We start from the raw sequence: 14,966 nt of genomic DNA on the forward strand, positions 1-14,966 counted from the left end.
GGATTGTTGCCCAATTACGTTGAAAGGGAAATTGTTATGCAGAAGCGAACGATTTGGCTCTGCTATGCAATCGCATTTTTGCAGGGCCTTTTATTTTACGCACCGATCTCCACTCTTTACCGGCAGACAAATGGGATCAGCATTTTTGAGATTACTCTGATCGAAAGCATTTCCCTGGCAGTTAGCCTTGCTATGGAACTTCCTTGGGGTTGGATTGCAGACCGCATTGGATATCGCAATACCCTGGTGATCTGCCATTTTCTCTTTTTCTTTCGAAAGTTTTCTTCTGGCGAGCCGACGGATTCGCCTGGTTTTTAGCAGAACGGCTTTTACTCTCCGTGGTTCTATCCGGATTATCCGGCTGCGATACCGCGTATCTTTTTCTGGCAATGGGCGGGAAAAATTGTCCAGAAAGGGAATCCCGCCGCATTTTTGGCTGTTGGGAGGCAATGAATACAGCCGGGCTCGTGTTGGCGTGTGTCCTTTTTTCATGGTTTATCCGCGAGAATTATCGCCTCTCGGCCCTTCTAACGGTCTACTCCTATGGTGCAGCTTGGCTGCTTTCTGTGTTCTTGCCATCGGTACCAGCAGAAATCACCGCTCCGCGGCCACATTTACGGGCGCTTTGTAAACTTCTGATGTGCGACCGGCGTTTTTTCTCTTTCTTCTCGGCTGTGCACTGCTCGAAGAAAGCAAACAGACCATTACTGTTTTCCTAAACCAGTTACAATATTTGCGCAGTGGGATTCCCCCGGCGACAATGGGCATATGTACCATCCTGGTAACCTTCTCTGGACTTTCTTCCATGCAATCCCACCGGTTATCTACTCGTCTGGGAGAGCGTCGAACCGTTATTCTGATCTTTGGTGCAGGGGGCCTGGCATGCATTTTAATGGCCATCTGTGCACATCCGCTGCTTTCTGTTGTAGGGATGATGCTTTTATGTGCAGCGAATTCCGCCTTTGTTCCCTTGCGCGTGGATCTCCAAAACCGTCACATCTCTGTGTCAAGCCGAGCAACCATGCTCTCCATCCATTCCCTTGCGATGAATATGACCGCAGTTGGAACCAATCTGGCATTTGGCGCTTTGGCAGAGCGTTCCGTTGTGTATGCCCTTCTTTTGGGGGCTGGATTCTGCTTTTCAGGTCTGTTCATGTGTTTCCAGGGAAATGTGCTTGCCAAAAAGCGGTAAATATGATACCATCGGTTTTGTAGATTGACTCTAATTTTATGAGCAAATATAGAAAGGAGCGGCGTATGAAAAAGGATAAGGAAAAGAAGAAAAAACGAGTGAAACGGGCAATTTCTTCACCCGCATCAACAGAAGTTTCCCCCCTTGAGGAGGAAAAGATCCAAGAAACATCCTCTGAGGCGCCGCTCGCTTATTTTTTACGTGTTGCTGGCGGAAAATGGAAAATCCGCATTTTGTGGTCCTTGCGGGATGGGCAGACCCGCCGCTACGGAGAGATTAAGTCCGCTGTATCGGGCATCACAGACATGATGCTCAGCCAAAGTCTCAAGGAACTCTGTTTGGACGGATTATTGTACCGGCAGCAGTACCAAGAAATCCCTCCAAAGGTCGAATACTGTTTGACTTCTTCCGGGAAAACACTTCTGCCTGCGTTGACTGCCCTATGCGAATGGGAACGTCAGATGACGCAGGCAGCGAGCAACAAATAAGAGGAGTTGGTTCCATCCGTATTTGCTCTACAGCGCTAATTGCAGCCATGATCCTTTGGCCTACACGAAAATACTGTTTGCCATGGGGAAATCGTTTCTTTATGCACGATTCGCCTTTGTAGTTTAGCCGATGGTTTTACGGCCAACTGACCAGTTCTTTTCTAGAACAAAACACCTGGGGTACATTCGAACTTGAATGTACCCCAGGTGTTTTTTACAGGGGAATCAAACATTCCTCCTTTGAAGCGCTTCGAAACACTTCTATGAGATTACGCAATTTCTACACTGCAATGCAGCTTCGCATTCTGGCACGGAAGTGTGGTGTAAACACCTGTGCTCTGGCACGGTGGACGCACAGCGTCTTCCGCGCCTGCGGCGTCTCCTACGCAAGCTTTCTGCTATCGGCTGCCGGGGGTTTGATCGAATACGTACACGTTTATACCTTACACAAATTGCCCGGCGTTCAGCCAATGGTTACCGTGCAATGCAGCTTCGTATCCTGGTCCGGAAGGGTGGTGTAAACGCCTGTGCTCTGGCACGGCGGACCACAGCGTCTTCCGCGCCTGCGGTGTCTCCTACACAAGCTTTCTGCTATCGGCTGCCGGGTACTTGATCGAATAGTACACGTTTATACCTTACACAAATTGCCCGGCGTTCAGCCAATGGTTACCGTGCAATGCAGCTTCGCATTCTGGTCCGGCAGGGTGGTGTAAACGCCTGTGCTCTGGTCCGGCGGACCACAGCGCCTTTTGGCCTGCAATCTTTTGCTTCCTTTTGGAAATCCCCATACATTTTATCTTTCACTTATATCCCAAGTACACAAAGTCTCAAAGCAGCAAAACCCCCGCTCCGGTTTCCCGGAGCGGGGATTCTGCTCTTTGCGAAAGGGGCTCCCTTCGCTCAATTTACTAAGATGTCCACCAAGGATGGCTGGGCCATGCTCCTGTGGGTACACAGCGCCTTTCGAACCTTCGGCGTTTCCTGCAAAAGTGCACCTCCGTCAACGGTTGCCCAATTAAATGGCTTGTGTCTTTTGCACGCCCCCCAGCATTCAGCCAATGGCTACCGTGCAATGTAGTTTCGCATCCTGACCCGGCAGGGTGGTGTAAACACCTGTGCTCTGGCCCGGTGGACGCACAGCGTCTTCCGCGCCTACGGCGTCTCCTACGCAAACTTTCTGCTATCGGCTGCCGGGTGCTTGATCGAATATGTACACGTTTATACCTTATACAAATTGCCCGGCGTTCAGCCAATGGCTACCTCGCAATGCAGCTTCGCATCCTGGCCCGGTAGGGTGGTGTAAACACCTGTGCTCTGGCCCGGTGTGCCAACTGCATAAACTCTGTAGTAGTAGTCATTGCCGATCTGGGACACAAACTGCGTCTTCAGAACGCTTCCGTTGCCCACTGTGAAGCTCGGCGCCAGTCCATTTCCATTGACCACGGTCATCTTGAAGGTGTACATGCTTCCTCTGTTCAGCGTGATGGCATTTGCCGCATCGCTGCGCACACTTGCCACTGCACTCTGGCTTGCGGAAACCACACCCGCTGCTCCATATGTGTTGCTTACATTTCTCGATGTGGAGCCGCTCTTCTTCGCTGTCGTCGTCTTTGTCTCCAGGTTCTGGATGCTTGCTTCCAATGCTTCTACTGCACTCTTGACCTCTTCTTCGGTCGCTGCCTCATTGTTCAACACAACCTTTGCGTTGCTCAATGCCTTCTGCATCGCTGCCACGCTCTTTGCTGTGTACTTGCTGGTGTTCACTGCCTCTGCTTTTCCAATCAGATCTTTCAAAGCGTCCTTGTTCGGGATCATACGCAGTGCTGTAATCGCATTGAGCAGTTCTTCGGCCTTCTCGTCCACTGCCTCCTGGGTTGCATTGTCATTTTCCAACAGAGTTTCTGCATCGCCCAGGACGGTTTTAAAGGTAGCCCATGTTTCATCCTGGATGTACTTCGAAGCATTCTCTACAATTTTCTTGCCTTCTGCTACCAAAGCTTCCAGATCCGTCCTATCTGCACGGAAGACCAGGTTGTCAAGCGCTTCATACAGCGCTTCTGCCGCTGCCTGGATGTCTGCTTCCAGTACTTCCTCGTCATCCATCAGGTCCTCTGCCGCCTTGTAGGCGTCGTCCAGCGCCTTTACGCTCTCCGGCGTGAAGTTCTCTCGATTGATGCTCTCTGCAATCTCCATCGGGATTTCCAGCTGGCTCTTGTCCCCTGCTGCAAAGCTCAGATACTGCAATGCCTCGATCAGCTCAAACATCGCGTTGTTGATCTCGTCCTGGCTTGCGGTCTTCTTTTCTTCGATCGCTTTCGCTGCCTGCAGCGCTTCCTTGTACTTCTTCTGTACCGACGGGACTGCCGCCTCTACCTGCGCTTTCACGTTCTCGCTCTCTGCGATTGTGATCACTTCGCGCAGATTTTCTTTATCTACGATCGTGAAGCCCAGTTCAATCGTGGTGTCTGCATTCGGCATTGCTAGGCTGTATACATACTCATTGACATCAAACGCCTCTACCGGCTCGCTATTGACTGTCACGCCTGCGATCTCTCTGCCTTCGACTCTCGGCTCAAAGGTCAGGTCGAGATTCGTGTTTGCCATTACGACGTCTTTATATGCGCCGATCAGGTTTGCAATCGTCTGCTCTTCCCCGTCGATCGACAGCTTCACCGTTGTCGGATAGCTTACCGTCAGCATGTGTTCCGCCGGCTCGACTTCTGGAGCATTCAATGTTGCTGCTACAAAGGAAATATTTCCGCCATTCTGTTCAATCAACTCATATCGTACATACAGGGTAGTCTCTTGCTCTGCCTTCATATCGATGGTTACGGTACGATAGAAGTTGGTATCCAAATCGCCAAATTCATATACCTGATTTTCTGTTAAACCGGATGCGTCGTAAACGGTAAGTTTTCCTTTCCCCTTCCATCCGCCGATGTAGAGGGTGAGCTTCTTCTCTTCCGGACCTGCCTTCGCCTGGAGGGTAAAGTCGCTTCCCAGTTTACTCTGCTGCAATCCGGTGATCAGGTCGGTTGCCTCCTTATCCGGTGTACCATCTGTCCAGGTAAATGCCGTCTTATGATCGTTAAATCCGACCAAATCAGCCGAATTTGTCAGAACGAGCTGTTCTTCTGCGACATTCTTACGGTTGATGTTGGAGGTCGCTGCCTGTCCCAAGTGAATCCAGTCTAGGTTGCCCTCTTCGGTCAGATTGCGTTTGTCCGGATACCAGTCAAGTACTTCGACTTCACGCTCTACAACCTTATTGGTTTCTTCGCCTGGTTCTGCATTCGGATCGCGAAGTGCTGCTGCGGCAAACGTAATATTGCTACCGCTCGTCTTTGTGTAACGAACCACCAGATCGGTTCCGGTTTCAGAAGTCATATCGATGGTGACCTTCCGATAATAGGACTTCTCCGGGTCGCTAAAGGTAAAGGTTTGGACTTCCGTATCTGCGGATTTGTCGAAAATCTCCAACTTACCTTCGCTCTTCCATCCACCGATAAAGAGAATCAGCTGTTTGGGCTGTTCCGTTGCCTGTACGGTGAACTCAAAACTTGCATTGTCATCAAAGATAACCGAACCGTTTCGGGTTGCGTCTACCGACTGAATCGGCAAACCGTCTGAATAACTAAAGGTTGTGCAATAGTCGTCAAATCCTCCCACACTGCGGGCATTCTGCTTGAGGAAAGTAATCTGCGGCGTGGTTGTATTTTTTCTCATGGTTTCCCTGTAATCATTGACGTTCGGCTGTACCCAGTCCAGGTTGCCCAACGTTGTCAGGTCGACCACATACGGCATATCCTCCGTGATATCCACGGTATAGTCCACCGGCTGCTTGTAGCTGTCGTAATCCCTTGCCTCGTCATATTCCAGGTCCGGCACTTCCGGGTCCACTGCATTTTCAAATTCTGCTACCAGCTGCATAGCTTCATAGACGTTTCCGGACACTTCCACTTCATAGACTGCTCCGTCTGCCGCTCCGCCTTCGATTTCCAAAGGCATGGCATCTGTGTCCTGCTCCACCTTTGTAAAGGCAAGCGTCTGTCCATCCGATGTCGCAACATTTTTCAGTTCACCCCAGCCCTCTGGCTGATGAATCCGAACGGTCCAGCTGCGGTTGTCAAAGCACAGCTCGCCGTCAAAACTTCCTTTCGCCGCGCCAATGTCGATGATGGTCTTTCCATCCTCAAACTTCGTGGAAAGTTCCGTTGTACGGAATTTCCCCTCGGTGTAATCGTTGGAAATGGTGTCGTCCTCATACAGGGTAGTCGAATCCTCATAACGGGTGGACGGATAGACATCCAACGTCAGGTGACTCCAATCCCCTTCTTTTGTGGACATCATCTCATCCGCCAACGGAAGGATGGAACCTTTTTTGATATAAATCGGATTCTCACTGATCGGTGCTTCCACCTCAATGCTGCGCGGGCCATAGATGGTCTCGCCAGAGAATGCGTCAATCCATTCTCCTTCTGGAATCCAAACCGTTCTGGTACAAATAGCCTCATCCTTTTCGCCCGCCTGCACATATTGCATCTTGCAAACGGCTTCGTTCTCCTTATCATAGAACTCAAAACGGATGTCGTAGGTCTGTCCAGCCTTCAAGGTACCCTCGGAGGTGGTTGCCGTCGGTTCCTGATCTTTCCAGGAGTCAACAAACAGATCGTTGTCGATGTAAATGCGGGAACCATCGTCGCTATAGGTTTGCAGCTGTACATCCTTGTCTCCGATGGTGATCGTGCCCGTGAAGCGAATGCTGAACCCTTCCTCGTTTACACCGAGTGCAGGCGACTCTTTCCCCCAATCAAAATCGATATTGGGAACATTCTTGACAACAACCGGCTCGCCTTCCAGGTTCAGATTGTTAAAGAACTCCGCTTTGAGACCCTGCTCGCCGTCTGGAGTCTTTAACCATGCGGAAGGAACAGCTGGATCGCCGCTTTCCGATGTGGTGATCGTCGGCGCAATCAAGATGTCTTCGCCGAGCAGGTACTGGTCATTTCTCGAAGCGCTTTCATACTCCGGATATTCGAAGTCCAGCCTTCTGACCAGCGGCATGCCGGTTTCGTAGTTTTCATGCGAAAGATTATAGTAGGTCGGGAGCAAGCGATAACGCAGATTGACATAATCACGGATAATGTTCAGCGCATCCTCGCCCTTTAACCAAGGCATACGGCCTTCGTCCACAGAACCTACCCATGCGCAGTGTGGGCGATAGATCGGAGAAAGCGCGCCATACTGCATCCATTTGACATACTCGTCTGCGGTCATATCCTTGGTGCTGGTCTGGTGCGTGCCAACGTCAGAGGAAATGTAGGGCAGCCCTCCAATGGCTCCATATTGAACCGTGAATTCCAGCTCATCCTGTAAGGTTTCCTGATGACCGCCGATGTCGCCGGTCCAGGTAATCCCGTAACGGTGCTGCGCTACATCCGGCGCGCCGATGTCAACGCCGTTGGAGCTGCCATCGACGTTACTCATCATGAACAGGCGTTGATCCGGATAGACGGCTTTCTGTGCATACGAATATGCCGAAGCGCCAATTGCCTCATGGGTAAATCCTTCCGGCGCCACAATGGTTGTGGACCAGTTGCGGTCATACCACCATCCGTCCAAGCCCATATTCAACAACTTCGTGAGATTGTCATACCGGAATTTCACTTCGTCGGGATTAATCGCATTGTTCTGCTGTCCCTCGCTGTTTTTGGACGGTTCCGGATGGTCGTTAAACATAATGTTGACATCCAAGTCGTGGGCGTCCTGCAAAAAACCTTCCATGTCCGGGAACAAATCGGTATTGATCTCATATCCCGTACCGCTGGAAGCTTTTCTCCAATCCGTGTCAATGACGAGGTTGTCCAACGGCACCTGATAGGTCTCATGATAATCCTTAATCTGCTGCAAAGCCTGTTCGTCGGTGTTGGCATAGTAACGGCTATCCCAAGCGCCAAACGCCGAAAGCGGAAGCATTTCGGTTTGGCCCGTCAGCTTGTTGAAATCCTTGCGCAGCTGTACGCCGTCGCCCTGCGGGAGAAAAACATACATATCCGGTGCATCGTTGCTCTGATCAAAGCCATTTGTTTCCCGATTCTCGCTGTTGTCTTCCGGTTGTGGTGCGAAGCCCCACTCCGGCACGGTCATGCGGGGGCTATCTCCCATTTCCCAAGCCAAAACGTCCTCGCCTGGGTCGGGTAAATAGACTTTGCTGCCCGGCAGGCCCTTATACTTCCAGAGCAACCGTCCTTCCTTATCGCTGATCGTGATACCGGAAAGGTCCTGGGCGTCTGAAGGAATCGTAATATCAAACGCGCTTGTCCGCAGGATGACGCTTCCGTCCATTTCCTCACGGGTTACTTCCGTCCCTTCCCAATTGTCACGATTCGTCACATGGAAAGTTTCCCGATCTTCATATCCTTTTGGACCCTTTTCTTCCAGACGGACCACTGTCGGGGACAGGACCTGTACACGCACATTGCCGATAATCTCTGAAGCATAGCCCTGCGTATTCATTTGAACGGCAACAGGTTTGCTCTCTTCCTTTGCGGATGCAGCGGTCGCCGGCAGAGCACCGGACAAAACAATCGCTGCGCAAAGAACCAGACTCACAATCCGGCTCTTATTCCTTTTCATGACTTTTCTCCTCCTTTTCAACGACCTATAGGTTGCAGAATCTTATCACAGATTTCCATTCCACACCTATTTTCGTAGGCAGTACCCACCGCCTCCATTTTCATTCGACGCCGGATGCACGATCATCCAGCCCTCCATTGGATCAACATTTAGAAAAGTGCTCCATCCTCTCCTTTCATAAAAACGCGAGACATCTCTATCCAATCGAAAAAGGCATGTCGTGGGGCTTACAACCAACGCACTCGATCAAATAGTGACAATCTCTCTAAAAAATTTCAATAAATAAGAACTTAAGTAAAATATACCGAAAAATGGAAATGTCTGTCAATGGAATAAATTGTGATTGTCTAAATTATATTGCTATTTTAATTGATTAAATGGTATTTTCCGCTATTTTTCATTTGTCCTATCGGAATCCTTTTAAAGATTTTTTATCTTTTCATTTGTCAATCTCTCGGGGATTGTATATTCGTTTCTGTTGGGTAAACCGTTTTCCTTTTCGAACCGCTGTGATATACAGTCCAGGTTCCTACGTAAAAGGCCATCCGGCAGATACGTGCCGGATGGCCTTTTTGTTTCTATAGGATTGCTCAGGAAATGAATACCCGGATCTGTTTGTCGTCTATCTTCCACACCGTTCCGTCCCGTTGCACAATTCCATCATTTACCCCGATTGCGCCCAACGGACTGCGGTATTTTTCTGCGGAAAAGCGCCTGGTATCCGCCTCTTCTGCTTGCATGGACATTGTGAGCAAAATCCCTGTACGGATTCCCTGTTCACCCAGCAAGCCTTCGTCCTTTAACTCCTGCGCAGTGGACTCTCGGACAGAAAACCCACTCTGTTCCCCAATGTATTCGAAAAGCTGTTTCTTCACAACATCGGAAATCTCTAGTTCTGTGGTATCCAGGGCAATCCACTCGATCCCTTCGTTCAGGGCATCATCCAATGGATAGAGCCAGTCGAAGATGGCCTTTACAACGGCCAGATCCTCCTGTTCCTGCTCAGAAAGCACTACTTCCCCCAACACAGCATCGGATTCTGACCCTTCCTTTAAGGCGGATGCGTTCGTGCTACTTTCGGATACATTTTGCCGGGATTCCTTCAGATGTACACCTCCTGCTTGTGGCCCACCGCATGCGGTCATCCATACCGTGCAGAGCGCCACACAAAGAACGGCGGCCATTTTTCTCCCCATCTTTTCCGCCTCCCCGCAGGTCTGTTTGAACCCTTTTTAGCCCTCTGCTGTTGGATTCTGTACAACCCCCAGGAACAGGGGCAGATTTGTCTCCGTGTCCACAATCGCACAGACAAACGGCTGGTCGAACCACAGCTCCACCGGTTCCCCAACCGGCATGGACATCCGCGCAATCATCTCTACCGCAGTGGCCGCTCCCGCCTTTGCACCCGCCTCATCGACTTCAATAAACGCCTTGTGCAGAACTTCGTTGACCGAAATATTGCGGTTTGTATACGAGCCCAACTCGGTGAAATCTGCTTTTTGCACATCAAATGCATTGGTCAGTCCCATCTGTTGCAGAGGCTGTGCCAGCTTCTTTTCATACTCAAATTTGAATTTTGGCAGGTGGCTGTTTGCTTCCTCCACACCAGCCGACTCCATCAGAGACAACCATTTGTCCCCTGTCAAAGACTTGACATACTGTTCCGCACTCAAACCGGCCGGAGGCAAAACTGCTGTCAAGGCCATCCGCCCATCCTTAAAGTACTTCATCATTCCCTGGGCGCCGCCGTCCTTCAAGTAGGTCTCTTTTGAGGTCATGAAGGTCGCATTCTGGTCCCCAGACGCTGCATGGAAGGTCCCCGGGGCAACCTGGCTTTCATTATACGGAACCATCCAATTTGCTTCGAACAGGACCGTATTGATTAAGTACATGATCGCATCCTGGTCCATCTCGTCCAGAATGGCCGGGATTTTTCCTTCTGTGTTATCACTCACCCATCCGTTGATCTGTTCCATGGTTGCAGGATCTTTAAAATTCTGCTGGAAAATACCTGCTCCGTAATATTGAGCGTTCTTGTCCAGGAAGGATTGATTCACCGTCAGGTCCTTTGCCGTATCAAACCAGATGGAATCCGCGATGCGAAGCTTCCGGTCATCGTTGGAACGCAGTGCATAAATCAATTCCGAATTATAGCGGTTGATCTCCTCCAGGCTGACTTTCCCCCCGCCGAGCACCGACTCAAACTGGTTTAAGGTCTCATGGCTGGCGCCATTTGCCGTCATCCCCAACGCCAAATAGACGGAAAGCGGTGAAATCACGCTATTCTTTTGAGAATCCATACTGTTTTGGAACAGCTTGATGGAAAAATCAGCCGCCGCAGATGTATAGTTTTTCTGTTCTTGGTCCGTGTTCACTAAGGCCGGTTCCTCCAAAGTTGCAACCGGTTCCGTACTTGCGAGAGCCCCCAAGCCGGGCATGCTCATCAGCAGGGCGCAAATCAGCGCAGCAGCAGTAACTTTTTTGAATGATTTCATATTTGTCTCCTCCATTTATTCTTGATGATTGTGGAAATCTTCATTTGGCTTTGTAAAAGGTTCCTCAGGTCTTGGCTTCCTCTTCTTTTTGTGCGAACGTGTGATTCTCCGCACAATCAGGAACACCACCAGGCACAGGATTGCCAGTAGGAACAATACCGGCAGACTCCCCACTAGGAAAATTAGGGCAGCTTCTCCCAACGCACCCAGGCCTGTCATCGTAGAGTGGAACTGCGCTGACATGCGCTCTCCCAAAGTAACGGGGGCTTGCGAAACCTCTGTCTCCCTCGTGACTTCCTGTAAATCGATGGTAACGGTTGTGTATTCGATCAGAGAATCGTAGTTGCGAAGAGTTCCCGTCAGTTTTTCGATCTCATAGGTCACATCGGAAAGCGCCTGCTCCAACTGTATAATGTCCTCCAAGGAGCCGGATTGTTCCAACAGCGCCAGCAACCGCTCCTCCTGTGTACGCAAACTTTTCAGCCGCGCTTCGATGTCATAATACGTGTCCGTCACGTTCTGAACATTGGTATCCACCCGAAGAACATTGCCGAGTTCAGAAGTGCGCCCTTGAAACTGTGACACCTTTTCCTGGGGAATCCGAAGGACATAATGTGCACAGCGCAAGTGTTGACCGGAAATGCCTTCGACGCTGGATTCCTGCACATATCCCCCCAATTCCTCATAAAGGTTCTGTACCTTTTCCACGGAGTCCTCGAACTGCAAGGTTTCGATCTTATAATACAGATTCTCTATCAGCTTTTCCCCATCTGTGGGGCGGGTTCCGGAATCTACGCCGCCTGCGTTTCCTCCCAGGCCGGTTGTGCTCTCTTCCATGAGTTCCTCTGGTTTTGCGCCATTCACCGTATCCATTGCCCCGGATTCGCCAGAAGCAGAATCGACAGACATCGATGCCGTCCCTTCCGAGCGATCGCTCTGTGCATGGCAGGCAGCCAACAGGCCGCTGCAAAGCAAAATGAGGCTGAGAATACATGCAACGCTTCTTCGCCGGATCGATTTCACAAAAATCCCCCCTATCCTTTGATGATTCCGCCTCCCTTTTGTGCTTTCATCCAGAATACAAGCATACTTGCAGAAATTTTTCACTTTGATGGTTACAAATGGATGACAAAACGTACATCTTTTTCTCGATGTCCAATCCCAGGATGGAGGCGGGTGGAGAGGTTTCCAACAACCACATCGAAAAAGCCAGGGCCGGAACAACAAACCGTCGTCCCGGCCCCAGCTTTTACAAACAGTCTTCTTATAAGCAGATTGGTTTTACCGAAAGGCATGGCAACAATCGGCATGCCGCTCACATCCTGTCAACTGTCAGAGTGGAATGCCGACCGTATATACTTCCCCATATTCTGCTGTTTTGGTCTACTCCCATTATAAAAGCTTTTTAGCCCCTTGTCTTTCAATTATTTTAGCGAAAATTTGCAATGTTTTAATTGAAAAACCGGCAGCCCTTAAAAAGGCCGCCGGTTTCTAAGAAATATATACGATTGTCTTTCAGATACAAGCGAACAGCCCACGTGGTCAGGCATCTTCTGTATGGTCAGGCGCGGTCGATTCAGGCAAATCTTCCTTTGAAGCTCCCCCGTGGATGAAGTACCTTCCTGCGTAAATTCTAAGTTGTCAAACGTGGTAGCGGAACAAACCCCCGTTTCGCTTGGCAGATAGTTCATACGCACGCGATCGCCCGGCTGCGTTAAAGAAAGCTCTGCGCTGGCATCATAGGGAATAGTAAAAATGCGGTTCTGCTGTTCCTCCAGAATCACACGATATGTGATGGTGTCCCCGATGGACTCACTTGCAATTCGCAATACCGTCCCCGTCACGGTTTCATCGCCGATACTGGTTTCCACTTTGCCGCTGTTATTTTCCCGTAGGGTCTGACGATAATTTCGCAATGCCGCGCTGATGGTTTCGCCGGTACCGACATCTGTATAGGTAGCAACCGAGACAAACGCATATTGTTTAATCAAGCCCGCGTTGTCCTTCAACGTCATAAAATAGGTCGGTTCTCCATCGAGGTTGATAATCATGGGGAACGACGCGATATATCCGTATTGCTGAACCTTTCCCTGGGCGCTGCTCATGGCCGCTGTCTCTGTAGCGCCACTCATCTGGTACATTTTTGATTCCTTTGTTACCATATCCACCATCATGAAGCCAATGGCCGATTCATCCGAACCGACGCTGGTCAGTCCAGTAAATAAATAACAATTGTTGTCATTATATACGATGATATGCCCCGTGCTGGGACGGAACTTGTCCTGGTTGGAAAAGTTCAGGAAACCATGGACATATTCACCCTGATTTTGAATCTGTTCAACAATAAAGTCCTCTGGTTGTACACGGTCCACCCATTCCGGGATATTGTCCATGGTATAGCGGGCAGTCTCGCCTGTGGTCGCATCTACGGTCAAAATACCGGTGGCCTCCGGCAGTGAGAACAGCCAACGGTTGCTATAGGTGGTGATGACCCAGTAGGGCTTTCCATTGTCATCCAACTCAAATGACTTATCTGTAATTCCGCGGAACAGAGCGCCGCCAAATAACCGTGTATGGCGTTCCAGGTTGTCCAGCAGATAGGCCCCATCCTGGTATTTGATCTTGTAATCCGTCACCAGCTCGACGTCGTTGACATCGGTTGCAGACACCACAATATACCCCGCCGAGCCATCCATATTTTTGAGCCATTTAAAAAACCCCGAATGCTCCAGCGGGACTGCCCAGATCAATTTTCCATTTACCTGCTGGATAACCGGCGTACCGAGCGTAACCTGGCTTCCCAAACCGGGATTCTCGCCCAGCTTCTTATCGGCAAGCTCGCTTGCCAGCGCTTTATCCACAATGGGCAGCTGGTCTTGTGCAATCGGTTGGACGGAATCGGTAAACTCAGCCTTTTCCGGCGTTCCAAACTGGTCGCGATAAGCGCCATAATTGAAAAACACCGTCGAGGCAATACAGGCTACGAGGAAGAGTCCCCAACACACGCCTAAGATCCGGAAACCGGCCTTAGCTCCGCGGGCCTTTCGATCAACGTGCACAGTCGGTATCCCAGCAGCATTCTGTTCCACCGTCACGCCGCCAAAACCCACAAGGAAATTCAAAACCACGTAACAGGAAAGGATGACACACCAATGGAATGCGCCATCAGCGTAGACCGGATTCAGGTTGGGATTCGCGACAAAAATCCAGATCAAGACCGCCAGTGTCAATAAAACATTTAAGACAACCTTTTTGTTCCTTTTCAAAATCATTCTCCTTTTCATTCGAATTGCAGAGCAATTTTTCCTATCATAGAGCAAAGGCTCTAAAAAAGCAACCCTTTTTCGGCTTCTTCCAAGAATTCCCCTGCCAACCAACACTAAAGTCTCATCCCCGTAAAAACCAAAGTCCGTTTCTTCCCAAATTTTGTAGGAAACTCCCGCTACCAAAGCACTTTTTATTCTGCTATACTAATATAATAAAGCGTTTAACTTTTCCGTATTTTGATTGGACGCCAAAGGGCGCGTGGAGTAGTATTTTGGGAGGATCAAGTGAGAATATGTCGGTTTTTTCACAGAAGATGCAGGCCCTGATCCAGCCGCGGATTGACAAAGGGCAGCTCACGATTTACGGGCTTGCACAAAATAGCAAAATTGATCGGTCAAGCCTTTATAAATTTCTTAATGGGGAACGCCTTCCCGCCAGCTTAGCGGTCTTAAACCGTTTGATGGAGGCGCTTCGACTCAGCCCCACACAATCTTCCGAACTGCGCACCGCCTACGATATTTCGCGCATGGGAGAAGAAAGCTATCAGCGCAGGCGCAATACCGTCGAATTTCTAAACGATTTTAACCAATATGTGGACGTCCATTCGCTCACGCCGGTTCCTATTTTAGAGCCATTGCCGCTGCCAAAGGAGGGCGCGGAGGTCCGTTCCGGTATTCTGGCGGTCAACAGCCTTGTTCAGTCGGTGGTCGTTGCAGAGGCCACCCGGCCAAATGGAAAAATTCGGGTGATTGCTCAGCCGGAATACGATTTCTTGATTCACTCCCTTTCCTCTCTCACATTGGGGCGTCCATGTTCCATTGAGCATGTCATCTGCCTCGAAAGCGACTCCCCGGAGGGGACAATCAATACAACTTAGACTGTCTACGA

The 14,966-nt window shown here is 50.0% G+C and carries 11 protein-coding genes; 5 read left to right on the forward strand and 6 right to left on the reverse strand.

Annotation, left to right across the window (positions count from 1 at the left end; all coding sequences use genetic code 11):
- Nucleotides 1-36: 36 nt before the first annotated feature.
- From ACGCCZ_RS14890 to ACGCCZ_RS14905, 4 genes are all read left to right on the forward strand, one after another.
- On the forward strand, nt 37-318 hold the full coding sequence (locus tag ACGCCZ_RS14890) for an MFS transporter (protein ID WP_411656412.1): 282 nt from the start codon (nt 37-39) through the stop codon (nt 316-318).
- 322 nt (nt 319-640) lie between these two features.
- Nucleotides 641-1,192 carry a hypothetical protein gene (locus ACGCCZ_RS14895; protein ID WP_411656413.1) on the forward strand — a complete coding sequence of 184 codons (552 nt, stop codon included), beginning with the start codon at nt 641-643 and terminating at the stop codon, nt 1,190-1,192.
- A gap of 65 nt (nt 1,193-1,257) precedes the next feature.
- A complete protein-coding gene (locus ACGCCZ_RS14900) occupies nt 1,258-1,680 on the forward strand; it encodes a winged helix-turn-helix transcriptional regulator (RefSeq protein ID WP_411656414.1) in 423 nt (140 codons plus the stop codon).
- 316 nt (nt 1,681-1,996) lie between these two features.
- A complete protein-coding gene (locus ACGCCZ_RS14905; RefSeq protein WP_411656415.1) occupies nt 1,997-2,293 on the forward strand; it encodes a hypothetical protein in 297 nt (98 codons plus the stop codon).
- 632 nt (nt 2,294-2,925) lie between these two features.
- Here ACGCCZ_RS14905 and ACGCCZ_RS14910 read toward each other — a convergent pair.
- The 6 genes from ACGCCZ_RS14910 to ACGCCZ_RS14935 all read right to left on the reverse strand — a co-directional run bounded on the left by ACGCCZ_RS14910 (nt 2,926) and on the right by ACGCCZ_RS14935 (nt 14,077).
- On the reverse strand, nt 2,926-8,316 hold the full coding sequence (locus tag ACGCCZ_RS14910) for a TIM-barrel domain-containing protein (RefSeq protein ID WP_411656416.1): 5,391 nt from the start codon (nt 8,314-8,316) through the stop codon (nt 2,926-2,928).
- A 590-nt stretch (nt 8,317-8,906) separates the two neighbouring features.
- The gene (locus ACGCCZ_RS14915) at nt 8,907-9,512 is read right to left on the reverse strand and encodes a hypothetical protein (RefSeq protein WP_054324879.1); all 606 of its coding nucleotides are present in this window, start codon (nt 9,510-9,512) and stop codon (nt 8,907-8,909) included.
- 36 nt (nt 9,513-9,548) lie between these two features.
- Complete coding sequence (locus tag ACGCCZ_RS14920; protein WP_054324878.1) at nt 9,549-10,811, reverse strand: serpin family protein; 1,263 nt, start codon at nt 10,809-10,811, stop codon at nt 9,549-9,551.
- Between the two features lie 15 nt (nt 10,812-10,826).
- Complete coding sequence (locus ACGCCZ_RS14925; protein WP_411656417.1) at nt 10,827-11,834, reverse strand: DUF4349 domain-containing protein; 1,008 nt, start codon at nt 11,832-11,834, stop codon at nt 10,827-10,829.
- A gap of 92 nt (nt 11,835-11,926) precedes the next feature.
- Nucleotides 11,927-12,121 (reverse strand): hypothetical protein, encoded by a 195-nt coding sequence (locus ACGCCZ_RS14930; protein WP_054324876.1) that lies wholly within the window; start codon nt 12,119-12,121, stop codon nt 11,927-11,929.
- A gap of 162 nt (nt 12,122-12,283) precedes the next feature.
- Entirely contained in the window at nt 12,284-14,077 is a 1,794-nt protein-coding gene (locus ACGCCZ_RS14935; protein ID WP_411656418.1) for a hypothetical protein, read from the reverse strand.
- A 293-nt stretch (nt 14,078-14,370) separates the two neighbouring features.
- Between ACGCCZ_RS14935 and ACGCCZ_RS14940 the strand changes: the two genes are divergently transcribed.
- Nucleotides 14,371-14,955: a helix-turn-helix domain-containing protein gene (locus tag ACGCCZ_RS14940; protein WP_411656419.1), complete on the forward strand. Its 585-nt coding sequence runs from the start codon at nt 14,371-14,373 to the stop codon at nt 14,953-14,955.
- The last annotated feature ends 11 nt before the right edge of the window (nt 14,956-14,966 follow it).

This window comes from Anaeromassilibacillus sp. SJQ-1 (assembly GCF_046693725.1).
Lineage (GTDB): Bacteria > Bacillota > Clostridia > Oscillospirales > Acutalibacteraceae > Anaeromassilibacillus.

What these genes read in the sequence shown, in the direction of transcription:
- ACGCCZ_RS14890 (WP_411656412.1), top strand. Translation starts at nt 37, where the DNA reads ATGCAGAAGCGAACGATTTGGCTCTGCTATGCAATCGCATTTTTGCAG.
- ACGCCZ_RS14900 (WP_411656414.1), top strand. Translation starts at nt 1,258, where the DNA reads ATGAAAAAGGATAAGGAAAAGAAGAAAAAACGAGTGAAACGGGCAATT.
- ACGCCZ_RS14910 (WP_411656416.1), bottom strand. Translation starts at nt 8,316, where the DNA reads ATGAAAAGGAATAAGAGCCGGATTGTGAGTCTGGTTCTTTGCGCAGCG.
- ACGCCZ_RS14915 (WP_054324879.1), bottom strand. Translation starts at nt 9,512, where the DNA reads ATGGGGAGAAAAATGGCCGCCGTTCTTTGTGTGGCGCTCTGCACGGTA.
- ACGCCZ_RS14920 (WP_054324878.1), bottom strand. Translation starts at nt 10,811, where the DNA reads ATGAAATCATTCAAAAAAGTTACTGCTGCTGCGCTGATTTGCGCCCTG.
- ACGCCZ_RS14930 (WP_054324876.1), bottom strand. Translation starts at nt 12,121, where the DNA reads ATGCCGATTGTTGCCATGCCTTTCGGTAAAACCAATCTGCTTATAAGA.
- ACGCCZ_RS14940 (WP_411656419.1), top strand. Translation starts at nt 14,371, where the DNA reads ATGTCGGTTTTTTCACAGAAGATGCAGGCCCTGATCCAGCCGCGGATT.